Raw genomic sequence first — 23,391 nt, 5'->3', positions numbered from 1 at the left:
CTAGGCTGGGCTCTGCTTCGGGGGCACTCAGGGCACTCACACGCACATGGGGGACCACATGTCCGAAGACGGCCACGAGCAGAACGGGCACGAGAACGTACCGAGCAGGCAGCGCAGGCGTTTCGAGGGAATCTCGTCGCGTGCGTACGAGCACCCGGCCGACCGTTCCGCCCTGGTGGCGCTGCGCAAGCTGACCGGGTTCGACACGGTGTTCAAGGCGCTCAGCGGACTGCTGCCCGAGCGCAGTCTGCGGCTGCTGTTCCTGTCCGACTCGGTGCGCGTGTCGGACCAGCAGTTCGCGCACCTCAACGACATGCTGCGGGACGCCTGTTACATCCTGGACCTGGAGAAGGTCCCGCCGATGTACGTCACCCAGGACCCGCAGCCCAACGCGATGTGCATCGGCCTGGACGAGCCGATCATCGTCGTCACCACCGGCCTGGTCGAGCTGCTCGACGAGGAGGAGATGCGGGCGGTCGTCGGCCACGAGGTGGGCCACGCGTTGTCCGGCCACTCCGTGTACCGCACGATCCTGCTGTTCCTGACCAGCCTGGCCCTGAAGGTCGCCTGGATCCCGCTGGGCAACCTCGCGATCCTGGCGATCGTGACGGCGCTGCGCGAGTGGTTCCGCAAGTCGGAGCTGTCCGCCGACCGCGCGGGTCTGCTGGTCGGCCAGGACCTGCGGGCCTCGATGCGCGGCCTGATGAAGATCGCCGGCGGCAACCACCTGCACGAGATGAACGTGGACGCCTTCCTCAAGCAGGCCGAGGAGTTCGAGTCGGGCGGCGACCTGCGCGACTCGGTCCTGAAGATCCTGAACGTGCTGCCCCGCTCCCACCCGTTCACCACCGTGCGGGCGGCCGAGCTGAAGAAGTGGGCCGAGTCCCGCGACTACCAGCGAATCATGGACGGCCACTACCCGCGGCGCAGCGAGGACAAGGACACCTCGGTCACGGACTCGTTCCGCGAGTCGGCGGCGAGCTACGCCAGCAACGTCAAGAGCTCCAAGGACCCGCTGATGAAGCTGGTCAGCGACATCGCCGGCGGCGCGGGCGACCTGGGCGGCCGGGTGCGACGCGGCTTCGGCGGCTTCTCGACCACGTCACCGCAGGACGAGTCCCCGTCCGGTCCGGCCAACGGCACCGAGCAGCCGCCCACGGACGCACCGCCGCGCGACGAGGACTGACCCCCACCGACCCGCCTGCTCTGACCCGCCCACACCGGCTTCACACCTACGGCTGCCGCCCGCGCGGGAGGCGCCCCCGGTGCCGGTGCGGGCGGACCGGTGTGCGGGCGGGCGGAAATTCAGGAAACTCACACCTTGGGCAAACTCACACCTTGGGCTGCGCGCTCGTCGCCAGGGTGCCGCACAGGGCCGGGGCGCCGCCCGTCGCGTACGGGTCCGTGCCGGCCGGGCCGCCCGCCTTGGCGGTCTGGCCGGCGAGCAGGGGGCGCAGATGGGTCACGGAGTCCTCGGCGCAGGACAGGGGCCCGGCCTGGACGTAGGAGACGACGACCTGGGCCTGGTGCATGCGCAGGTCGTCGCGGTCGAAGCGGAAGTGCAGTTCGCGGCGGACGGTGAACAGGGAGACTTGGGCCTGGACACCGGAGCCGGCCGAGGCCGTCGAGCCGGTGGGCCGTAGCGCGTAGACGAAGGTTCCGTCGGCGGTGACCTCGATGGTGGACGAGTCGATCTCGGTGGCCTGGAGGGTGCCCTGGACGCGGATCTTGCGGTCGGCCAGTTGGACGCGTGAGGGGTCGAAGCGAACCAGCCATCCGGTGGGCTCGTGCCGGCCGTCGGCGGTCGGGTGCTCGAAGCTCTGGTCGAACTGGTCGAGTTGGTCCGGGTCGACGAGGACGCGCGCGGGGCGGATCTGTCCGCCGGTGAGGACGGCCGGGTAGAGCGAGGACTCCACGATGTAGTCCTTGGCGGTGCTCAGGGCGGCGATGACCTGGCTGTCCGAGAAGTGCGCGGTGCGCCGCGCGGCCGGCAGCGGGATGCCCTCGCCGCCGATGCCGAACTGCGCGGCGGGACTGTGCGCGTACAGGGACTCGGCGTCGGCCGCCCCCGGCACCTTGCCCTGCGGGGACAGCGGGATCACGGTCATCCGCAGCGGCTCGACGGGCTGCTGGGCCGTGGGGGTCGTGTACGGGTGCCGTACGCCCATGTAGATCGCGGTGCCGAAGGCGACGGCGATCAGCATGACCAGGATGAGCGCCTGGCGGGAGAGGCCGCGGCGCAGGGCCGGGCGGCGGCGGACGGCGGGGGCGTGGTCTGCCATGCGCTCCTGCGCGGAGAACTCCTGGAGCCGGGCAGCGCGGACGAACGACTCGTCGAAGACGACGGATCGGTACTCGTCCTCACCACCACCGGGAGCGCCCTCGGGCGTCCCCTGGGGTGGGTCTCCTGGACCGCCCATACTTTCAGAGTAGGTCTCTGGAGCCTCAGGTAAACGCCCTGGTACACGACAAGTTCTGACAGGTTCTCACCGAGCCCGTCACAGCCCGGTCAGGGCGTTCGCGGGACCGCGGACAGTGGTGGCTGGGAGTTGTCGGCGGAAGCGGAGGGTGCCGCCGCCGTGCCCTGCTCCACGCCGGTGGAGGCCGGGGGCGGGACGCGGTCCCTGCTGCCCGAGGACGCGCCGCGGTAGACCGCCGAGAAAGCCAGGGCGACCATGCCGATGCCCATCACGAGGGCGAGCAGCCAGGCGACGGGGCGGTGCCAGCGGACCTGTTTGCCGTAGGTCCCCGGGGCGCCGTAGCGGCCCTCGACGACATCGGGGTCGTCCAGGTCGTCGAGTTCCGGATCATGGCCGAATTCACGGCCGTAGGCGTCCTCGAAGGGGTCGTCGTCGCCTCGGGCCCGTCTGCCGTACTGGGCGCGGCGGGCTTCGGCCTCGGAGGCCTCGGCTCTTGCCTGCGCGGCGGCTAGGAGGCGCTCGACGGCGGTCGGCTCGTGTACTACGGCCGCCCGCACGAAGGCCTCGTCGAAGACCACGGATGCGAACTCTTCGTCCGACATTCCGCGGTCGTGGTCGTCGTCGGGCTCCCAGCCGTCAGGGAACGGCGTGCCCCCCACGTCCTCCGGCACCTCTCCAGAGTAGACCTGGGGGGTCAATTTGGGCAGGCGGTAGGGAAATTCATCCGCTGGGTGAGACGTCCGCCTCAGGACGTGGCCTTATGTCCGACGCATATGCCGGACGCCCACCGGATCAGCGGCGGATGTGGCCGTCGCCCGTGACGATGTACTTGGTGCTGGTCAGTTCCGGCAGGCCCATCGGGCCCCGGGCGTGCAGTTTCTGGGTGGAGATGCCGATCTCCGCGCCGAAGCCGAACTGGCTGCCGTCCGTGAAGCGCGTGGAGGCGTTGACGGCGACGGTGGTGGAGTCGACCAGCTGGGTGAAGCGGCGGGCGGCCTGCTGGGAGGAGGTGACGATCGCCTCGGTGTGGCCGGAGCTCCAGAGCCGGATGTGCTGGACGGCCTTGTCCAGCGAGTCGACGACGGCGGCGGCGATGTCGTAGGAGAGGTACTCGGTGTCCCAGTCCTCCAGCGTGGCCTCGACGACGGTGGCGTCGGAGTCCTTGGCGTAGGCGAGGACGCGCTCGTCGGCGTGGACGGTGACGCCGGCCTCGGCGAGGGCGTTCAGGGCGCGCGGCAGGAACTCGGGGGCGATGTCCTGGTGGACGAGCAGGGTCTCGGCCGCGTTGCAGACGCTGGGCCGCTGGGCCTTGGAGTTGATCAGGATGTCGATCGCCATGTCGAGGTCGGCGTCGGCGTCCACGTAGACGTGGCAGTTGCCGACGCCGGTCTCGATCACGGGGACCGTGGACTCGGAGACGACGGTCTGGATCAGGGAGGCGCCGCCGCGCGGGATCAGGACGTCGACCAGGCCCCGGGCACGCATCAGTTCGCGGACGCTCTCGCGGCTCTCGCCGGGCACCAACTGCACGGCGTCGGCGGGCAGTCCGGCGCCGCCGACGGCGTCGCGCAGCACGCGCACGAGGGCGGTGTTCGACTCGTAGGCGGAGGACGAGCCGCGCAGCAGGACCGCGTTGCCGGACTTGAGGCAGAGGGCGGCGGCGTCGACCGTCACGTTCGGGCGGGCCTCGTAGATGATGCCGACGACGCCGAGGGGGACACGGACCTGGCGCAGGTCGATGCCGTTCGGCAGGGTCGAGCCGCGGACGACCTCGCCGACCGGGTCGGGCAGCGCGACGACGTCCCGTACGTCCGAGGCGATGGCCCGCACGCGCTCGGGGGTGAGCGTCAGCCGGTCGATGACCGTCTCGCTGGTGCCGGCCTCGCGGGCCTTGGCGATGTCCTTGGCGTTGGCCTCGACGATCTCGCTCGTACGGACTTCCAGCGCGTCCGCGATGGCGAGCAGCGCGTCGTCCTTCTCGGCGCGCGGCAGCGGCGCGAGGTCGGCGGCGGCGGACTTGGCGCGGTACGCGGCCTGCGTGACCGGGGACAGGGAGTCGTACGGCGAGAGCGTGGTCATGAGGGAAGGGTAGTGCGCCGGGCGGAGGCGTCCACCGGCTGTACCAAACCGCGAGACAGGCCCAGAAGGGCCCGAAGCGGACTCACCACGGATCTCAGAAGGGGTGTACGCCGACCGGGGTCGCGGGCAGCGGGCCGTAGCCCTCGGAGATGCGCTGGTGGTAGGTCTCGCGGTCGATGACCTCCAGGCCGACGATCTCCCACGGCGGCAGCTTCGCGGTCTGACGGTGCTCGCCCCACAGGCGCAGGGCCACGGCGGCGGCGTCGTGCAGGTCGCGGGCCTCTTCCCAGTAGCGGATCTCCGCGTGGTCGTTGGCGTAGCGGCTGGTCAGCAGAAAGGGGTGGTCGTGCGCGAGCTGTTCCAGACCGCGCCGTACCTCCTTCAGCGGGGCCTCGCCGCCGGAGACGCTGAGGGTGACATGCCACAGCCGGGGGAGGTCCTTGGGTTCCCCGCCCTCGTACCGGGCGCCGGTCGCGACGCTGGTCAGCGTGCGCTCCTCGCCGGGCGCGCGGGAGGCGGCACCACCGCGGGACGCCGCCGCCCCAGAGCGCACTCGTCTCACGACGGCCTCCTTACGCAAGGGGCGAGCTGCTGGGCTCGCGCGGATGTGTCCCTGAGCAAAGTTGAGCAGGCCGAAGGCGTCCGCGTGGCGCTTTTACGGAAGGTCCACCTCTCGGCTGTTGTCCGGGGCGGGCGTTCCCACTCTTTTCGACCGGGGGCCCGGGATGTGTCCCCCGGGTGGGCACAGCACGGAAGGTCCGCCCTGGGGAGACGGACGTTTCGGTTGTTCTACGGGTGCAGGATCACCAGGTCGTCCCTGTGCACGACTTCCCTCTCGTACGACGGTCCCAGCTCCCGTGCCAGTTCCCGGGTGGAGCGGCCGATCAGCTGGGGGATCTCCTTGGCGTCGAAGTTGACGAGCCCCCGGGCGACCGCGTGCCCGGCGCCGTCCCGGAGTTCGACGGGGTCGCCCGCGCTGAACTCGCCCTCCACGGCGGCGATCCCGGCCGGGAGCAGCGACATCCGGCGCTGCACGACCGCGCGGACGGCGCCGTCGTCGAGGGTCAGCGAGCCCTGCGGGGTGGACGCGTGCTGGAGCCAGAGCAGCCGGTCCGCGGAGCGTTTCCCGGTGGCGTGGAAGTACGTGCCCGTGTCGCCGCCGGTCAGCGCGTCGGTCGCGTGGACCGTGCTGGTGAGCACGACGGGGATGCCCGCGGCGGCGGCGATACGGGCCGCCTCGACCTTGGTGACCATGCCGCCGGTGCCGACGCCGGCCTTGCCCGTGCTGCCGATCTCGACGTGCGCGAGGTCCTGCGGTCCCCGGACTTCCGCGATCCGCGAGCTGCCCGGCCTGCTGGGGTCGCCGTCGTAGACGCCGTCGATGTCGGAGAGCAGGACCAGCAGGTCGGCGTGGACGAGGTGGGCGACGAGGGCGGCGAGCCGGTCGTTGTCGCCGAAGCGGATCTCGTCCGTGGCGACGGTGTCGTTCTCGTTGACGATCGGCAGGGCACCCATGGCGAGGAGTTTGTCGAGGGTGCGGGACGCGTTGCGGTGGTGGGAGCGGCGGCTCATGTCGTCGGAGGTGAGCAGCACCTGGCCGACGCGGATGCCGTAGCGGGCGAAGGAGGCGGTGTAGCGGGCGACGAGGAGTCCCTGGCCGACGCTGGCGGCGGCCTGCTGGCGGGCGAGGTCCTTGGGGCGGCGGCGCAGTCCGAGGGGCGCGAGGCCGGCGGCGATGGCGCCGGAGGAGACGAGGACGACCTCTTTCTCGCCTCCGCTGCGGCTCTTGGCGAGGACGTCGACGAGGGCGTCCACGCGGTCGGCGTCCAGGCCGCCGGCCGCGGTGGTCAGGGAGGAGGAACCCACCTTGACGACGATCCTGCGGGCCTCGGTCACGGCCTGCCTTACCCCTGCCACGTGCGCGTTCCCCTCGGGTAGGTACGGCTGGCAATCTACGCGAGCCGGGTCGCCCTGTGCACGTTGGTCCAGGTTGCGGACAGGAGGGTCGAGTTCACAGTGCGGCCCGGTGGGGGCTGGTCGCGCAGTTCCCCGCGCCCCTCAAAGGCCTGCACTGGTCCGGTCTTTCAGGGGCGCGGGGAACTGCGCGACCAGCCACGACGAACCTGCACCCGACGCACTCTCCGCGCCACCCTTCGCAAGAACACCCCCGCTCCCCCCTCCCGATACCCCTTCACCCCACGCGCCTCACGAGGCTCGGCCAGATAGAGGGAGTCCGGCAAACCCGCGGAGCGGAAGTGCGGATACGCCAGGTAAACCCGCCGCCCCCGCCCCTCCACCACCGCGTCCGGCCGCTTCTTCGACTTCACGAACTCGACTACGTCCAGCAGGAGTTCGGGGCGTTCCTCGGCCACCAGATGCAGCCGCAGACGCTCGTCGACCTTGAGGCGCACGGCGACCTCGGGCGTCCAGTGCGCGGCCATCAACGGCTTGGCCAGCTCGAACTTGTGGCGTCTGACCTGCTCGCTGTCCCCCGCGTACTTGGGCCCGAACTGCGGGAGCATCGTGACCAGGAACGGCCGGAGCATCAGCTTGTCCCGCTCCACCCCCGGCGGGACCATCTCCGCGATGAGGTTCATCAACGCGCGCGCGGAGTCGAAGCGCAGGGTGTAACTCCCGCTCTTCGTCACGTGTTTGCCGTCGTCGCGGCCCACCAGGTAGTAGCAGGTGTGGTCGGCGATCACCGAGACCCCGTCGGCCCGCAGATACGCCTCCATCGTGAACAGCGCGTCCTCGCCGGTGAACAGCGACTCGTCGAACCGCATCCCGTTCCGCTCCAACAACGCCCGCCGGAACAGCTTCTGCGCGCTCAGCGTGAACTTGATGTTGGAGTGGAAGACGTCGGTGCGCTCCAGCGTCTCGACCCACGCGGCCTTGGGCGGGACCCGGTTGATGCCCTCGACCTTGCCGAGCACCACGTCCGTGCCGTTGCGGTCGGCCATCGCGACCATCCGCTCCAGCGCCTCGGGGGCGAGCCGGTCGTCCGCGTCGAGGAAGAAGACGTAGCGCCCGCTCGCCTTGCCGAGGCCGACGTTGCGCGGGGAGCTGGGGCCGCCGGAGTTCTCCTGGCGGATCACGGTGACGTGGGTCGCGGCGCGGGCCGCGAACGCCTCCAGGTACTCCCCCGTGCCGTCGGTCGAGCCGTCGTCGACGGCGATGACCTCGATGCGGGCCGCGTCCAGGGTCTGCGCCTCGACCGAGCGCAGGCACTCGACGAGGTACGGCATCGCCTCGTACGCGCCGATGACCACGGTCACATCAGGCTGCGTCACGGTCACGCGCCCCCCTTTGTCCATTGAATCGCCGTCTGCAAGACAGCCGACCGAGTGGATCGGTTGTCTTCCGTCAGCAGGGGATACGCAAAAGAGCCCGGTTTTCGAGGATCACTCCCCAAAACCGGGCTCTTCTTGACCAAGTACTGACGCGTGCAGGTCAGCCGACCGTGGGATCGGCCGACAGCTGGGCCTCCGGCGGACTCGCCGCGTCGCCGGTCGCCGTCGCCCGCTCCTGACCCACGTTGCGCGCCTCGGACTTCAGCGCGAGGTTCTCCACCGCGGTGTTGAACTGCTCGATGGACGTGGGCTCGTCCGGGCCGAGCAGGTACTCCTTGAGTTCCCTGCGGTCCTCGGCCATCGGGTCGGTGTCCGGGGCGCGGACCGCCGCCAGCAACTCACCCAGTTCCGAAGCCTTGTTGGACAGGATCACGGCGGCGCGCACCGCGGTGTTCTGCCGCTTGAACTCCTCGACGCCCAGCTTCGCGGAGTCCGTGACCGCGTACGGCTTGCCGCTCGCGATGAAGTCGGAGACCACGCTGGAGATGTCGGAGACCATCGCGTCGGACACGTTGAAGCAGTCGTACAGGCGCGGCTCGGAGCCCGAGATGACCCGGTGCTCGAAGGTGCCGACCGAGGTCCAGTACGCGTCGTTCCACTCGGCGCGCAGCCGGGCGATCTCCTCGTACTTGGCCAGGTCGACCACGCCGTCACGGGTGAGCTCGGCCTCGTCGCCCTTGTCGGCCGGGCCGCCGGAGAGTTCGGTGATCCGGGCCTCGATGCGGGCCAGGTCGGCCCTGGCCTTGGTCCGCGCGGCGGCGTCGGCCGTGAAGCGCGGGTCGGTCGCGCGCTCGGCGGCGGCCTTCTCGATCAGCGCGGTGACCTTGCGGTGCGCGGAGCCGGCCGCGGAGCTGACGGTGCCGGTGAAGGGGTGCGGCTTGTACAGGACGCGGACCGGGGGGTCGGCCTTGAGCAGCTTCTTCACGATGTTCTCGCCGGCGAGGAGCAGGGAGGTGTTGCCGGGGTCGTTGTCCCAGCCCTCCCAGGTCGGCGCGTAGAGAACGGTGGGGCAGCGTCCATCAGCGGCTCCGCCGCGGGGGCCCTCGGGCACGCCCTGCAAGCTCTGGATCGGGGCGAGTTGGGGGCGGCCGACCTCGACGATGTCGTCGTCGCGGACGCCGACGTCGGCGATGGCGTAGCGGTCGCGGCCCGCGCGGCCGGCGGTCCACACCTCGTCGTAGACCTTGCTGAACGGGTTGACGCTGGCCAGCTTGTCGCTGTCGCCGTGGCCGATGAAGACGTGCTTCATGGTGGGGACGCGCAGCAGGTGGATGTTCTTGCCGACGTTCGCCGCGTACAGCGCGACGCGCACGCTCGACAGGTCCATGTTCATCAGGTGCACACCGCCGGGCACGCAGATGACGGGTGCCTTGGTGGGGGCGAGGTTCTGCAGTATCACGCGCTCACGGAGCAGGACCAGCGGCCGGGTCTCCAGCTGTTCCATGGTCTCCAGCCACATGTTGACCTGGTAGGCCGAGTCCTTGGAGCCGGAGAAGCAGAGCACCGTCTGCGGCTTGTACTCGCGCAGCCAGTCGTCGACGGCCTTGAGGATGACCTCGGGCGTCGGCGGGATCTTCGTACCCCTTATGTACGGCAGGAGCGCGGCGACGTAGAGGGTGCCCAGGAACAGGGTGACGCCGATGCCGACGAAGGCGGCGCCGGCCGAGTCCAGTTGCGCGGAGATCAGCAGGCCGACGACGGCGAACAGGTCGAGGTGGAGCATCTTCTCGGCGGAGCGCTCCAGCAGGCCGAACCTCGGGGCGTCCGGGATGTGGATGCGCGAGCCCAGGTCGACGTTGCGGGTGGCGACCGGCATCCGGCGGCGGTTGCGGATCAGCGTGACGACCGCGCCGTGCGGGGCCTGGAGGCCGTAGAAGGCGATGAAGCAGGCGATCGCGCCGTAGAAGATCAGGTGGTCGGAGAGGTCCATGCGGGCCAGCAGCAGGATCAGCAGGAGCTGGCGGATCAGGAAGCGGATGGAGAGGCCCGCCCTGACCTTGCTGAGGCGGTTGACCAGGTAGCTGGCCTGGCGGTGCAGATAGTGGTCCGCGACGTAGGTCACGACGGCCGCGGCGGCGAAGGCGGGGACACTCGGGATGAGGGCGGCCAGCATGAGGGCCGGGAATCCCAGCATCATGAGGACGGCGGCGGCGAGCTCGGCCGCGCTGCCCACCCGGGCCACGCGAATAGCGGTGGAAATCACTGATAAACCTGCTCTTGGGGGTTTCGAGTAATTTACCGGGAACTCAGAGTCAGGCTTGATTAAACGCCGTCCTGGACGTCCAGGACCGAGGCGAGGGCGGCCTCGAAGCCGGAGGCCCTGGCCGCGCCGGCCGTCGGGTCCTGCTGGCGGACGTCGATGACATGGCCGGTCAGCTCGGACAGCAGTACGTCGAGCGAGGTGCGGGCCACGGCCTCGGAGGAGAGCAGCGTGCCCGTGGGCTCCTGGCCGAACGCCTTGGTGCGCATCGGGGTGGCGGTGCGCTCCGGGTTGATGCAGTTGACGCGGATGCCGTCGCCGGCCCACTCGTCGGCCAGGGCCTGCGTGAGGTTCACCATCGCGGCCTTGGTCGAGGAGTACAGGCTGTACTCGGCGCGGCCCCGGGTGTAGCTGCTGGAGGTGTAGAGCAGCAACTGGCCCTTGGTCTCGGCCAGGTACTTGTACGCGGAACGGGCGATCTGCACGGGCGCCAGGTAGTTGACCTTCAGCGCCTCCTCGATCGTCGCGTTGTCCGTCTCGGCCAGCTTGCCGATGCGCAGCACGCCCGCGGTGTTGATGACGTAGTCGATGCGCCCGGTCTCGGCGTACGCCTTGGACAGCGCGTCGTCGACCTCCTCGGGGTTCTCGACGTGCGTGCCGGTGGTCGAGCGGCCCAGCGCGTACACGGTCGCGCCGTAGCCCTCGGCGACCTCGGCGATGTCCTTGCCGATGCCGTACGAGCCGCCGAAGACGACCAGCGTCCTGCCGGTGAGCAGCTGACGGTAGGCGTCCTCGTCGACCTGCTCGGGCGCGGCCGTGGAGGCGAGCTGGAAGAGCTTGTCGGCGATGAAGACGTCGACGGGCTGGGTGACCTTCATGTTGTACTCGTCGCCCGCGACGACGTGGATCGGCACGTCCGGCAGGTACTTGAGCACGACCGAACAGTCGTCCGTGGCCTGGAAGTTGGGGTCCCCGGCGGCGACCTCGTAGGCGCGGCGGATCGTGGACAGCTTGAACGCCTGGGGCGTCTGGCCGCGGCGCAGCCGGGAGCGGTCGGGGATCTCGGTGATGAACTCGCCGTCGTCGCCGTGCGTGCGGGTCACGATGATGGTGTCGGCGGACGGGATGGCCACGTCCACGGCCTGGAAGCGCTCCAGGGCGATCACACAGTCGTCGATCACGCGCTGCGAGAGCAGGGGGCGCACGGCGTCGTGGAAGAGGACGTTGCGGTCCTCGCCCTCGGCCAGGCCCTCACCGAGGGCGGCGATGGCGCGCTCGGTCGTCTCGTTGCGCGTGGAGCCGCCCTCGATGATCCGGGTGACCTTCTGGAAGCCGGCCTTGGCGACGATCTTCTCGATGTCGGGGACGTAGCCCGGCGCCATCAGAACGATGATGTCGTCGATCGAGTCGGCGTTCTCGAAGGTGGTCAGGGTGTGCTCGATGACTGCCTTGCCGGCGATCTTCAGCAGCTGCTTGGGGATCGAGAGACCCACCCGCTGACCGGTACCGCCGGCCAGGATCACTGCGGTGGTGCGGGGCTTGGCTATGTGCGACACAGGTGACCTTGACCTACCTCGGGACAATGGGGGAACGCGCAAATGGTCCCACTCACGGTTACCGCAGTGCAAGGCGAGTGACCTCCGCCGCATAGGCGCGCGACATCTGTCATTCATCTTGTACTGCTGGTGACCGGGCGATGACACCACTCAGCGGCGGCGCAGCCTCTTCAGACAACGGTGACCGAGAACGCGCACGAGTTCCTTCGACGAGGTCTGGTGAACCGTCCGCGCCTTCGCCGGCGCACTGTGCCGGACAGGCGCCGAGGCGACCGCCGCGAGCGCCCCGTACAGCGCCTGCGCGGCCACCTCGGGGGCGATCCGCGGCGCCGCGGGCACCTTCTCGACCGCCTCCGGTACGGCCGACAGCAGCGCCGTGTCCCCTACGACCCGTACGCCCGTGGCGGCGATGGTGCCGGCCATCTCGGCACCGATCGCGCCGGCCGCCTCCAGTGCCCAGCGGGGAGTGGTGATCTTCACGTCCTACGGGGTCGGGCTGCACGCATTCTTCATATGCATGACCGCGCCGTTGCGCACGAGCTTGGAATACAGCTCGTCGGGGAGCCCATTCCCGCGGAATTCGACGTTGAGCTTCCGCAGCATTTCGGTCTCGGCGAGGGTGAGAGAACGGTTCGCCGCGTCCGGAACCGGTCGCAGGAGATTCGCGGGCAGCCCGAGCAGGGTCTCGAAGGTGCGCAGCAACCCGTCCCGGTCGCTGTCGTCGACCACGACGACGGTGACCCGCTCGGGACCCACGACCCGGGTCCAGCGCTCGACCAGCCGGTCGTGCCGGTGCCGCCGCCAGAAGCTGGGGTTGGGCTGCTCGTACGGCGCCTTGCGGAGCATGTGCTCCAGCCAGTTGTCGTAGCCCATGCGCAGACCGTTCTGCACGTACTGCTGCCACTGCGAGGGCATGATCCTCGCCAGCGGGCGCAGGGTGATCAGGATGTGCACGCGCTCGCCGCCGAGCTGCTCCACGATCCTGGCGAGCGTCTCGTCGTCCTGGGCGTCGGCGAAGAACTCGCTGCTGATCACCGAGGTGCGGTCGCCGGTGGCGCGCACGGCGTCGAGGAGGCGTGTCCAGTGCTTGTCGGTGGGCACGGTGTCGCCCATCATCGCGGGCCGGGCGCAGGCGGCGAGGGCCGCTTCCATCGGGTGTCTGCTGTGCGCGGGGAAGTCGACGCCGTGCGCGGGCATCGTGTCCTTCGCGGCGAACAGCGCGCCCTGGATGGCGGTGGTCCCGGTCTTGTGCGGGCCGATGTGCAGCAGCCGGGTCCCGACAGGCAGCGCTTCCTTAATACAATCCGTCTCCATGGTTAACGGACGGTAAGAGTTGTTCCTGAGTTTGCCCTGAGAGGAGCCTGGGACACAGATGAGTCCCAGGCTCCGGTTACACAGGCTTCACAGCCGCCTAGACGACACGGACGCCGGGATCGCCCGACTCCACCCGGAGTGCGGCGTACGTGCTCGGTGCGGCCGTCGGCTTCAGCACGGTGTCCACGACCCTCACCTTCGCGTCGATGCCGTCCTTGCGGATGTCGAACAGGTGGTAGCCGCGGTGCGCGTCGATCACCTTCCAGTGCGGGTTGTCCGCCATCAGCGGGTCCCACTGGGCGTGGAAGGCGGCCTGGTCCTGGTCGCCGTTGCTGGAGATGGACGTACCGACGAACTCGGCGCCGACGACGGCGGAGCCGGGATCGGCGAAGTCCTCCTTCAGGTCGCTGATCATCGTCAGGTGCCGGTCGCCGCTGAGCACCACGGGGTTGCGGACGCTCTTGAAGTCCTCCAGCAGGGCGTTGCGTTCGACCTGGTAGCCGTCCCAGGCGTCGTAGAACCACTGCTTGCCCGCGCCGAGCAGGGTGTCCGTCTCGGCCATCATGATCTGCGAGGCGATGACGTTCCAGCGGGCGGGCGAGTGGCGCAGCCCGTGCAGCAGCCACGCCTTCTGCTCGGCGCCCATCATGGTCATCGACGGGTCCTCGGCGCCGGCCTGCGTGGTCGTCTGGTCACTGCGGAACTGCCGGGTGTCCAGGACGTTCAGGCGCATCAGACGGCCGAACTCGAGCCGCCGGTACATCTGGATGTGCGGCCCGTTCGGTACGGCGCTCGCGCGCACCGGCATGTGCTCGTAGTACGCCTGGAAGGCCGCGGTCAGCCGCGCCACGAACGCGTCGTGCGACTGCTGGGCGGGGTCCTGCGGGATCTCCCCCGCCCAGTCGTTGTCGACCTCGTGGTCGTCGAAGGTCACCACCCAGGGGGCGTTGGCGTGCATCGCCGCGAGATCCGGGTCGCTGCGGTACTGCGCGTACCGGTTGCGGTACTGGACCAGGCTGTACGGCTCCCCCGTCCCCTCGTGCCGGCGCGGGCCCGCGTTCGACGGCGCCGACTCGTAGATGTAGTCGCCGACGAAGAGCACGAAGTCGGGGTCCTGGGCCAGCATGTCGGCGTACGGCGTGAAGTAGCCGTTCTGCCAGTTCTGACAGGAGGCGAGCGCGACGCGGAGCTGGCCGCCCGAGCTGTCCGCGTGCGGCGCGGTGCGGGTGCGGCCGGTGGCGGAGAGCTGCCCGCCGGTGCGGAAGCGGTACCAGTAGTCACGGCCCGGGCGCAGTCCCCGTACATCCACGTGAACGCTGTGCCCGTACTCGGGCCGGGCGGGCGCGGTTCCGCGGCGCACGTGCTTTCTGAAGCGGGCGTCCTCGGCGATCTCCCACTCCACCGGGACCACCTGGTCCGGCATCCCGCCGCCGTGCAGCGGGTCCGGGGCGAGCCGCGTCCACAGCACGATGCCGTCGGGCAGCGGGTCGCCGGAGGCGATGCCGAGGCTGAACACACCGTCGGGCAGCGGGATTTCGGCAGCCCGGGCGGAGGTCGGCAGCCACAACTGGGCGGAGGCGGCGGCCCCGAGCACCGCCGCGCCGGCCGCGAGAAAACGTCGTCGATCGGGTGATACGGCTCCGGTCATCGTGAACTCCCTTGCGACGGTGGCCTCTTGGGTCACTTGGAAGCCTCACAGTGCGCGGAGTCCCGCCCGTTGAACAGTACGTATCGCGTCCATGACAAATAGGCACACAGCAAGAGACCCGTTGCTTCGAGAGCAACGGGTCTCAGCCGGTCCGGGTTACGCCTGACGGGCCGTCAGAGTGCCACGCCGGTGGTTCAGAAGGGCTTGAAGTCCTCGAACTCCTGCGTCGCGTCGTCCCGCTCGGCCTGCTTGTCCCGGCGTCGCTGGGTCGCCGGCCGCGGCTCGTCGAGCCGGTGGTCCTCGCCACGCCTGCCCAGCATCTCCGCACCGGCCATGACGGTCGGCTCCCAGTCGAAGACGACCGCGTTGTCCTCGGGGCCGATCGCGACACCGTCGCCGGAGCGGGCGCCCGACTTCATCAACTCCGCCTCCACACCGAGGCGGTTGAGCCGGTCGGCGAGATAGCCGACGGCCTCGTCGTTGCTGAAGTCGGTCTGGCGGACCCAGCGTTCGGGCTTCTCGCCGCGCACGCGGAAGAGGCCGTCCTCCTCCTGTACGACGGTGAAGCCGCTGTCGTCGACCGCCTTCGGGCGGATGACGATCCGGGTCGCCTCCTCCTTCGGCTTCGCGGCACGCGACGCGGCGATCACCTCCGCGATCGCGAACGACAGTTCACGCAGTCCGGTGTGCGCGACCGCCGACACCTCGTACACGCTGTAGCCGCGCGCCTCCAGGTCCGGCCGCACCATCTCGGCCAGGTCCTTGCCGTCCGGTACGTCGATCTTGTTCAGGACGACCATGCGCGGCCGGTTGCCGAGACCGCCGTACTGCTTCAGCTCCTCCTCGATCATGTCGAGGTCGGAGATCGGGTCGCGCTCGGACTCCAGGGTCGCGGTGTCCAGGATGTGCACGAGGACGCTGCACCGCTCGACGTGGCGCAGGAACTCCAGGCCGAGGCCCTTGCCCTGGCTGGCGCCGGGGATGAGGCCGGGGACGTCGGCGATCGTGTAGACCGTCTCGCCGGCCGTGACCACGCCCAGGTTCGGGACCAGGGTCGTGAACGGGTAGTCGGCGATCTTCGGCTTGGCCGCGCTCAGCACGGAGATCAGCGAGGACTTGCCGGCGCTCGGGTAGCCCACGAGGGCCACGTCGGCGACCGTCTTCAGCTCCAGGCCGATGTCCTGGACGTCACCGGGAACGCCGAGCAGCGCGAAGCCGGGGGCCTTGCGGCGGGCCGAGGACAGCGCCGCGTTGCCGAGGCCGCCCCGGCCGCCCTGCGCGGCGACGTACGAGGTGCCGTGGCCGACGAGGTCGGCGAGCACGTTGCCCGCGCCGTCGAGCACGACCGTGCCGTCCGGGACCGGCAGGATCAGGTCCTGGCCGTCCTTGCCGGAGCGGTTGCCGCCCTCGCCGGGCTTGCCGTTGGTGGCCTTGCGGTGCGGGGAGTGGTGGTAGTCGAGCAACGTGGTCACGGACTGGTCGACGATGAGGATGACGTCACCGCCCCTTCCGCCGTTGCCGCCGTCCGGGCCGCCGAGCGGCTTGAACTTCTCACGGTGGACGGAGGCACAGCCGTGGCCTCCGTTACCCGCGGCGACATGCAGCTCGACGCGGTCCACGAAGGTGGTCATGGGATGTGCCTCCAGTTACTTACGGGGTGTCTTTCTTTCAACAACACGCGAAAGGCGGACCCGCTTCCCACCAGGGGAAGTGAGGTCCGCCTCGCGCAAGCTTCCGATCAGGCGACCGGAACGATGTTCACGACCTTGCGGCCACGGTGGGTACCGAACTCCACCGCACCGGCGTTCAGCGCGAACAGCGTGTCGTCGCCGCCACGGCCGACGCCCGAACCGGGGTGGAAGTGGGTGCCGCGCTGGCGGACCAGGATCTCACCAGCGTTGACGACCTGACCGCCGAAGCGCTTCACGCCGAGCCGCTGGGCATTGGAGTCGCGACCGTTCCGGGTGGACGATGCGCCCTTCTTGTGTGCCATCTCTCCTCAGTCCCTTACTTCGCAGCCGCGGGGATCTCAGTGACCTTGATCGCCGTGTACTGCTGGCGGTGGCCCTGACGACGGCGGTAACCGGTCTTGTTCTTGTACCGAAGGATGTCGATCTTGACGCCCTTGTGGTGGTCCACGATCTCGGCCTGGACCTTGATGCCGGCCAGCACCCACGGGTCGCTGGTCACAGCGTCGCCGTCGACAACGAGCAGGGTCGAGAGCTCGACCGTGTCGCCAACCTTGGCAGTGGAAATCTTGTCAACCTCAACGATGTCGCCGACAGCAACCTTGTGCTGGCGACCACCGCTGCGCACGATGGCGTACACGCGGATCTCACTCTCTAGCTCAGGGACGGCACCCCCGCAGTCCAGCCGCCCTGCGAGAGCAGGCGGCCTCTCCCGGTGGAACACACCCGGGAGGAAGAGGTTTACGGGGATGTGGCGTGTCACCAGTGGACACGCCGACATTCAAAGTTACCGGGCCGCAGCCGAACGGGTCAAACCGGGCCCGTGGGGAGTGCGACCGGTCACAGGGACCGGCCGCACCCGCCCGGGGTTCAGCCCTCGTCGGTGGAGGCGGTGACGGCGGACGGGCTCGTCTGCTCCGCCGCCGCGGTCTTCTTCGACGTGGTCTTGGCGGCCTTCTTGGCCGTCGTCTTCTTGGCGACCGTCTTCTTGGCCGCGGTCTTGGTGGCCGCCGCCTTCTTGGCGACCGCCTTCTTCGCCGGGGCCTTCTTGGCGGCCTTGCGAGCGGCCGTCCTCTTGGCCGGAGCGTCAGCCTCGACCTCGGCACCGGCATCGGCCTCAGCACCAGTCGCGACCTCGACGACCGGCGCCTCCTCCACCACGGCCGACGGTACGACCGTGACGGCCGCCTCCTCGGACGCGGTGGGCGCGGTGGCCTTGCGCACGGCACGACGCCTCGGGCGGGCCGGAGCCGCGCTCTCGGCGGGCGCCTCGGGCTGCTCGGCCTCGGCCGCCGGTGCGGGTGCCTCGACGACGACCGGCGCGGCGGCCTCGGTGACCGTCACGACGGCAGCCTCCTCGGACCCTGCCGGAGACCCGGCGGGCGCGGTCGCCTTACGGGTCGCACGACGGCGCGTACGCCCCTTGGGAGCGGCGTCGTCGACAACCGGCGCCTCGACCGCGGGAGCCTCGACCACGGGGGCCGGGGTCTCCTGAACCGCGGGCGCCTCGACGACCGGGTCCTCCACGGCGACCGGCGCGGCCTGCGCGACGGACACCGGCTCGGCCTCCTCGCGCACCTCGTGGACCTCACGCGGCTGCCGCGACTCACGGGACTCCGCCCTCGGCGCACCGGCCGGAGCCGACGCCCGCCGGCTCGTCCGGCGCCGCGAACGCCCGCCACGGGTGGCCGCGGCCTCCGCCTCGGCGGCACTGCTGTACAGATCCTCGTCGGGCCTGAACTCTGACTCCGCGAACGGCACCGGCATCGCGACCTCGGCGGCGACCTCCGCCTCGGTCTCGACCTCGTCGGACTCGTGGTCGTGCTCGTGCGTCTCGTGACCGTCGTGCGTGTCGTGGGCGTCCTGCCCGCCGTCACCGCCACGCCCGCGCCGCTTGCGCTTGCCGCCGCCACCGACCGAGGTCGGCTGCTCCATGTGCACGATGACACCGCGGCCGTTGCAGTGGACGCAGGTCTCGGAGAAGGACTCCAACAGGCCCTGTCCGACGCGCTTGCGGGTCATCTGGACCAGGCCCAGCGAGGTGACCTCGGCGACCTGGTGCTTCGTACGGTCGCGGCCCAGGCACTCCAGGAGCCGTCGCAGGACGAGGTCCCGGTTGGACTCCAGGACCATGTCGATGAAGTCGATGACGACGATGCCGCCCAGGTCGCGCAGCCGCAGCTGGCGCACGATCTCCTCGGCCGCCTCCAGGTTGTTCCTGGTCACGGTCTCTTCGAGGTTGCCGCCCTGACCGGTGAACTTGCCGGTGTTGACGTCGATCACGATCATCGCTTCGGTCTTGTCGATGACCAGCGAACCGCCGCTCGGCAGCCAGACCTTGCGGTCCAGCGCCTTCATCAGCTGCTCGTCGATGCGGTACGTCGCGAAGACGTCGACCTCGGAGGTCCACCGGGACAGCCGGTCGGCGAGGTCGGGGGCGACGTGCGAGACATAGCCGTGGATGGTGTCCCACGCCTCGTCACCGCTGACGATGACCTTGGTGAAGTCCTCGTTGAAGATGTCGCGCACGACGCGGACGGTCATGTCCGGCTCGCCGTACAGCAGGGTCGGCGCGTTCGAACCGCCGCTGCCCTTCGACTTCTTCTGGATGTCCTCCCACTGCGCCTGGAGCCGCTCGACGTCACGGCTCAGCTCGTCCTCACTCGCGCCCTCGGCGGCGGTGCGCACGATGACGCCCGCGTCCTCGGGGACGATCTTCTTGAGGATGGTCTTCAGCCGGGCGCGCTCGGTGTCGGGCAGCTTGCGGCTGATGCCGGTCATCGAGCCCTCGGGGACGTACACGAGGTAGCGCCCCGGGAGGGAGACCTGGCTGGTCAGACGGGCACCCTTGTGGCCGATCGGGTCCTTGGTGACCTGCACGAGGACCGACTGGCCGGACTTGAGGGCGGACTCGATGCGGCGCGGCCCGTTGGCCATGCCGAGCGCCTCGAAGTTGACCTCGCCGGCGTACAGGACGGCGTTGCGTCCCTTGCCGATGTCGATGAACGCGGCCTCCATGGAGGGCAGCACGTTCTGGACCTTGCCCAGGTAGACGTTGCCGACGTACGAGGTCGACTGCTCCTTGTTGACGTAGTGCTCGACGAGCACGCCGTCCTCCAGGACGCCGATCTGCGTGCGCTCACCGCTCTGCCGCACGACCATCACACGCTCGACGGCCTCGCGCCGGGCCAGGAACTCGGCCTCGGTGATGATCGGGACGCGCCGGCGCCCCTGCTCGCGGCCTTCGCGGCGACGCTGCTTCTTGGCTTCGAGGCGCGTCGAGCCCTTGATGGACTGCACCTCGTCGCTCGGGTGCTCGTCCTTCTTGGCGCGCGGCTCGCGGACCTTGACGACGGTGCGCTCGGGGTCGTCGGTCGACGAGGGCGACTCGCTCTCGCCGCCCGAGTCACCGGCACGACGGCGCCGACGACGCCGACGACGGCTGCTGCTCGACCCGGAACCGCCCTGGTCCTCGTCGGCGTCCTCAGCGTCCTCCTCGATCTGCTCGGCGGTGTCCTCCGCGTCCTGATCGGCCTGGGCGGCCTGCTCGGCGGCGTACTCGTCGCCGTCCTCGCCCTCGTCCTCACCGGTGGCGGACTCGCCACGGCGACGACGCCGGCCGCCACGGCGACGGCGGCGGCGCGAACCGGTCTCCTCGGCCTCGTCACCGTCGGCGGAGTCCTCGGCCTCTTCAGGCTCGTCCGACTCCTCCTCGACAACGGCCTCGACCACGACGGGAGCCTCGGGCTCCGCCTCGAAGGCGGCCCCCCGGCGCCGACGCCGACGACGCCCACCGGTCTCTTCCTCGACAGCCTCCACCACGACGGGCACGGGCTCCGCCACGACGACGATCTCGTCCTCGTCCTCGTCCTCGTCGTCAGCGGCCTCGGCGGCAGCGGCCGCGGCGGCGCGCTCCGGCGTCTGGAACATCGGCTCGGTGAAGACGGGCGCCTGGAACACGGCCACCGCGGGCCGCCTCGGCCGACGCGGTCCGTCCTCGTCCTCGGCGGCGTTCCCGCTCTTGGGCGCGGGCGCGGAGAAGCCTCCGGCAGCGGTCCGTACGGCCCGACGCCGACGGCGCGGCCCGGAGTCCTCCACGGGAGCCTCGGCGGGGGTACTGGTCTCCGCGGTGTCCGCGGGGGTCTCGTCGTTCACAGGGGCCTCCTCGCCCACGGGCGTCCCGGCAGGCGCGGACACACGGCGCGTGGCGCGACGACGGCTCCGACGCGGCCCGGCATCCTCTTCGGACCCGGCAGCCGCGGAACCTTCGGTCACTTCTTCGGTCACGGAGGTGGCTTCGACACTCTCGACGGCCTCGGGCACGTCACTGGCCTCGGGCGCACCGGCAGGCGTGGACACCCGCCGAGTGGCACGCCGACGCGTACGCCCGACAGGCGCGACCTCTTCGGCCACGGCCTCTTCTTCCACGTCTTCTACGACGGCGGGCGCCTCGGCGACGACAGCCACCTCGGGCACCTCAGCCACCTCGGCCTCGGGCGCGGTCACCCGGCGCGTGGCCCGACGGCGGGTACGCGGCGGAGCCGCGTCCTCGACGGGCTCGGCGGTCGGCGCGGCCTCCTCGACGGCGGCGGGCGCGGCGGCGGCAACGGCCGGCACCACGATCCCGGCCGCCTCGGGCACCTCATTCGCCTCGGGCGCACCGGCAGGCGCGGACACCCGGCGAGTGGCACGCCGACGCGTACGCCCAGCGGGCGCTGCCTCTTCGGCAACGGCACCTTCTACGACGGCGGGCGCCTCGACGGCCGCCACCTCGTCGTTCTTCTCGTCGCTCACGTCGGCCGGTATGGCCGGAGCGCTGTTCTCGACCGCGCCCTCGGCGGCGGTCGGCGGTCCCGCTGGGCGAGACGCGGCGCGGCGCCTGCGGCGCGGCGGCAACGTGTCGCTCGGGGTGTTCGGTTCGGAACCCTCGATGGGTTCGGTCGGTTCGAGCATGCGGGCGTTTCTCCCGTCAGGCTCCCGGGCGCCGCGCCTGGTCCGGCATGGATGCCGGTGACGTCCGCGGCTCGCGCGTTGCGCGGTGCCGCCGTCCGGGGCGCGGGCGCCGCACGGGAGCTCTCTGTGTCCTGTCTCGCCGGTTCCGTACGCCCATTTGCGGACGGCCTGGCGAAAGTCTTGTGGTCGGTGCGCTGCCCGACCCAGGTGGCTCCCGAGTCCGAGGGCGACGCTACGACGTCCGTCCTACGCGGAACCTTCCCTACGCCGGCACCTTCGCGGCGGCAGCTTCGGCGACCGTGGTGTTCCCGGTCACTACTGCCTCGCGGTCGGGCGCGAGCGGGTCGGTCACCGTGCCGGTCTCTTCATCGAACAGCCCCTGCGCCAGCCTGGTCACCGCTGCGGCGACCGGCGGCGCCAGGTCGGCCACGGCGCGAAGACCGGACAGGACGTCGTCGGGTCGAACGGCAGGCGTCACGTGCCGAACAACCAGCCGCAGTATCGCACAGGCCTGGTCGGTAGGCCTATCAGCCTGTGGACTGAGCGTCTCGGAAACAGCCTCAAGGCTCGCTACGGCCGAACGGGCGTCGAACGTGCGCATGCCGTTCTTGGCCATGCGCTGGACCTCGACGCTCTCGGCCGCGTTGAACGCGGCCACCGCGCGCTCGGCGTCCTCGGGAGCCACCCCGTCCAGCCGCAGCTCCCACACGGAAGCCGTCAGCCGGTCGGCGAGCCCGGAGGTCCGGGCCACGACCGCGTCGACGATGTCGAGCCCGACGGGCATCGACTCGTCGAGCAGCTCGCGCAGCTTGCCGGGGTCGCGCTCGGCGGTGAGCGCGATCTCCAGGTACTCCGCCTCGCTGCCCGTGCCGGTGGGTGCGGCATTGGCGTACGACACCTTCGGATGCGGCGTGAACCCCGCCGAGTACGCCATCGGCACCTCGGCGCGGCGCAGCGCACGCTCGAAGGCGCGCTGGAAGTCACGGTGGCTGGTGAACCGGAGGCGGCCGCGCTTGGTGTAGCGCAGTCGGATGCGCTGCACCGCGGGTGCGGGCGGCGGGCCTTCGGGCTGTCGCTTGCCCAGTGTCCTAGTCCTTCGTGAGAACGGTCGTACTTCTACCAAGAGTACGTGTGTCGTCGTCCATCGGTTCCCGCCGCTCCACCGGCTGCGGCTGTCGCGGCTCGCCGAAGACCATCCGCCGGAAGTCGGCACGCGCCTGCCGGGCGGACTCGCGCACGGCGCCCAGCACCTGCCGGGTGACCCGCCCCACACCGCGCGCGGCCTCGGCGGCGGGCCGCAGCACCAGATCCCGTACGACGTGTCCGACCGGGGTGAGGACGGTCCGGTACACCCAGGTCACCGGCTCCACGAAGATCCACCGGAAGAGGGTCCCCAGCACCCGCCCCACGGCGCGCGAGATGTGCCCCGCGATCCGCCAGGCATGCCCGAGGGCGTCCCACACCTCCCGCCCGACGACGGCGAGCACCCGCCCGACGGGCGTCAGGACCCAGCGCCACAAGCCGATCGCGGGCAGCACCAGCAGAATCCGCGCCACCCAGTACAGGACGACCCCGACCCCCGTACCGACGGCCTTCACGAGCCACAGCAATCCCCGCCCGCACCAGGAGACCGCGCGCCCGATCGGCGTGAGGATCCAGGCGTACAGCCACCCGGCGGGCACGACGAGCAGGTACCGCCCGAGCCAGGCCACTCCGGCGGCCACCCCGGCGACGACCCACGCGCACGCGTACCCGACGGGAGTGAGCACGCGCGCGTACACCCACGCCAGCCCGTCCCCGATCTGCCGGGCGACCCAGGCGAGGGCGTGCCCGAGCGGGGTGAACAGACGGCGGTACAGCCAGACCAGGGGCACCAGGACGAGCACGTTGACGAGCCATCCGAGCGCCTTGGCGAGCGGCACGACGACGTACCGCCACAGCGCCACCCACGGCCACACGAACACCGCGCGCGCCACCGGCCGCAGCACGGTCCGGTACAGGAACCGCCCACTGACCACCAGCGCGTCCCACACCAGCCGTACCGGCACGACGAGCACGAGCACGACGATCCGCACCGGGACGCGGATCGCGACGGCGAGACATCCCTCGGGCGGCTGCGGCGACGGCCGCGCGGCGGGCGGCTTCTCGAATTTCCTGGGGGCGTCCATACCGGGCAAGACGCC

General features: G+C 70.5%; 18 protein-coding genes. 1 reads left to right on the top strand and 17 read right to left on the bottom strand.

Features of this window, described 5'->3' with window-relative positions; translation table 11 throughout:
• The first annotated feature begins 58 nt into the window (after positions 1-58).
• On the top strand, positions 59-1,186 hold the full coding sequence (locus tag ACIRRY_RS07305) for a M48 family metallopeptidase (RefSeq protein ID WP_403968888.1): 1,128 nt from the start codon (positions 59-61) through the stop codon (positions 1,184-1,186).
• Between the two features lie 145 nt (positions 1,187-1,331).
• Here the strand turns inward: ACIRRY_RS07305 and ACIRRY_RS07300 are convergent, their stop codons facing one another.
• The 17 genes from ACIRRY_RS07300 to ACIRRY_RS07220 form a co-directional block, all read right to left on the bottom strand.
• Complete coding sequence (locus tag ACIRRY_RS07300) at positions 1,332-2,420, bottom strand: hypothetical protein (protein WP_403968886.1); 1,089 nt, start codon at positions 2,418-2,420, stop codon at positions 1,332-1,334.
• A gap of 89 nt (positions 2,421-2,509) precedes the next feature.
• Positions 2,510-3,118, bottom strand: a complete 609-nt coding sequence (locus tag ACIRRY_RS07295; protein ID WP_403968884.1) for a hypothetical protein — start codon at positions 3,116-3,118, stop codon at positions 2,510-2,512.
• 94 nt (positions 3,119-3,212) lie between these two features.
• Positions 3,213-4,499, bottom strand: coding sequence for a glutamate-5-semialdehyde dehydrogenase (locus ACIRRY_RS07290; protein WP_403968882.1), 1,287 nt, complete (start codon positions 4,497-4,499; stop codon positions 3,213-3,215).
• Between the two features lie 94 nt (positions 4,500-4,593).
• Entirely contained in the window at positions 4,594-5,052 is a 459-nt protein-coding gene (locus tag ACIRRY_RS07285) for a hypothetical protein (RefSeq protein WP_403970827.1), read from the bottom strand.
• Between the two features lie 236 nt (positions 5,053-5,288).
• Positions 5,289-6,395, bottom strand: a complete 1,107-nt coding sequence (gene proB / locus ACIRRY_RS07280; RefSeq protein WP_403970825.1) for a glutamate 5-kinase — start codon at positions 6,393-6,395, stop codon at positions 5,289-5,291.
• Between the two features lie 188 nt (positions 6,396-6,583).
• Positions 6,584-7,795, bottom strand: coding sequence for a glycosyltransferase family 2 protein (locus ACIRRY_RS07275; RefSeq protein ID WP_403968880.1), 1,212 nt, complete (start codon positions 7,793-7,795; stop codon positions 6,584-6,586).
• 154 nt (positions 7,796-7,949) lie between these two features.
• Complete coding sequence (locus tag ACIRRY_RS07270) at positions 7,950-10,052, bottom strand: hypothetical protein (RefSeq protein ID WP_403968879.1); 2,103 nt, start codon at positions 10,050-10,052, stop codon at positions 7,950-7,952.
• A 59-nt stretch (positions 10,053-10,111) separates the two neighbouring features.
• Positions 10,112-11,605 (bottom strand): SDR family NAD(P)-dependent oxidoreductase, encoded by a 1,494-nt coding sequence (locus ACIRRY_RS07265; protein WP_403968877.1) that lies wholly within the window; start codon positions 11,603-11,605, stop codon positions 10,112-10,114.
• Between the two features lie 150 nt (positions 11,606-11,755).
• On the bottom strand, positions 11,756-12,085 hold the full coding sequence (locus tag ACIRRY_RS07260; protein WP_403968875.1) for a hypothetical protein: 330 nt from the start codon (positions 12,083-12,085) through the stop codon (positions 11,756-11,758).
• 3 nt (positions 12,086-12,088) lie between these two features.
• Entirely contained in the window at positions 12,089-12,919 is an 831-nt protein-coding gene (locus tag ACIRRY_RS07255) for a hypothetical protein (RefSeq protein ID WP_403968873.1), read from the bottom strand.
• 97 nt (positions 12,920-13,016) lie between these two features.
• Entirely contained in the window at positions 13,017-14,567 is a 1,551-nt protein-coding gene (locus ACIRRY_RS07250) for an alkaline phosphatase D family protein (RefSeq protein WP_403968871.1), read from the bottom strand.
• Positions 14,568-14,761: 194 nt separating this feature from the next.
• The gene (obgE, locus tag ACIRRY_RS07245; RefSeq protein ID WP_403968869.1) at positions 14,762-16,198 is read right to left on the bottom strand and encodes a GTPase ObgE; all 1,437 of its coding nucleotides are present in this window, start codon (positions 16,196-16,198) and stop codon (positions 14,762-14,764) included.
• A gap of 107 nt (positions 16,199-16,305) precedes the next feature.
• Positions 16,306-16,560 carry a 50S ribosomal protein L27 gene (rpmA, locus tag ACIRRY_RS07240; RefSeq protein ID WP_019063244.1) on the bottom strand — a complete coding sequence of 85 codons (255 nt, stop codon included), beginning with the start codon at positions 16,558-16,560 and terminating at the stop codon, positions 16,306-16,308.
• 14 nt (positions 16,561-16,574) lie between these two features.
• Positions 16,575-16,895: a 50S ribosomal protein L21 gene (gene rplU / locus ACIRRY_RS07235; RefSeq protein ID WP_006374708.1), complete on the bottom strand. Its 321-nt coding sequence runs from the start codon at positions 16,893-16,895 to the stop codon at positions 16,575-16,577.
• A gap of 230 nt (positions 16,896-17,125) precedes the next feature.
• Positions 17,126-21,208, bottom strand: coding sequence for a ribonuclease E/G (locus ACIRRY_RS07230; protein ID WP_403968867.1), 4,083 nt, complete (start codon positions 21,206-21,208; stop codon positions 17,126-17,128).
• A 262-nt stretch (positions 21,209-21,470) separates the two neighbouring features.
• Positions 21,471-22,250, bottom strand: a complete 780-nt coding sequence (locus tag ACIRRY_RS07225; protein WP_403968865.1) for a TIGR03936 family radical SAM-associated protein — start codon at positions 22,248-22,250, stop codon at positions 21,471-21,473.
• A 46-nt stretch (positions 22,251-22,296) separates the two neighbouring features.
• The gene (locus ACIRRY_RS07220) at positions 22,297-23,376 is read right to left on the bottom strand and encodes a hypothetical protein (protein ID WP_403968863.1); all 1,080 of its coding nucleotides are present in this window, start codon (positions 23,374-23,376) and stop codon (positions 22,297-22,299) included.
• Positions 23,377-23,391: the final 15 nt, after the last annotated feature.

The sequence above is a fragment of the Streptomyces sp. NPDC101776 genome, from assembly GCF_044766845.1.
Taxonomy (GTDB): domain Bacteria; phylum Actinomycetota; class Actinomycetes; order Streptomycetales; family Streptomycetaceae; genus Streptomyces.
Note: the sequence above shows the minus strand (reverse complement) of the source record. Positions and strands in the feature narration are given on the sequence as shown.

What these genes read in the sequence shown, in the direction of transcription:
- ACIRRY_RS07305 (WP_403968888.1), top strand. Translation starts at nt 59, where the DNA reads ATGTCCGAAGACGGCCACGAGCAGAACGGGCACGAGAACGTACCGAGC.
- ACIRRY_RS07300 (WP_403968886.1), bottom strand. Translation starts at nt 2,420, where the DNA reads ATGGGCGGTCCAGGAGACCCACCCCAGGGGACGCCCGAGGGCGCTCCC.
- ACIRRY_RS07290 (WP_403968882.1), bottom strand. Translation starts at nt 4,499, where the DNA reads ATGACCACGCTCTCGCCGTACGACTCCCTGTCCCCGGTCACGCAGGCC.
- ACIRRY_RS07255 (WP_403968873.1), bottom strand. Translation starts at nt 12,919, where the DNA reads ATGGAGACGGATTGTATTAAGGAAGCGCTGCCTGTCGGGACCCGGCTG.
- ACIRRY_RS07250 (WP_403968871.1), bottom strand. Translation starts at nt 14,567, where the DNA reads ATGACCGGAGCCGTATCACCCGATCGACGACGTTTTCTCGCGGCCGGC.
- obgE (WP_403968869.1), bottom strand. Translation starts at nt 16,198, where the DNA reads ATGACCACCTTCGTGGACCGCGTCGAGCTGCATGTCGCCGCGGGTAAC.
- rpmA (WP_019063244.1), bottom strand. Translation starts at nt 16,560, where the DNA reads ATGGCACACAAGAAGGGCGCATCGTCCACCCGGAACGGTCGCGACTCC.
- ACIRRY_RS07230 (WP_403968867.1), bottom strand. Translation starts at nt 21,208, where the DNA reads ATGCTCGAACCGACCGAACCCATCGAGGGTTCCGAACCGAACACCCCG.
- ACIRRY_RS07220 (WP_403968863.1), bottom strand. Translation starts at nt 23,376, where the DNA reads ATGGACGCCCCCAGGAAATTCGAGAAGCCGCCCGCCGCGCGGCCGTCG.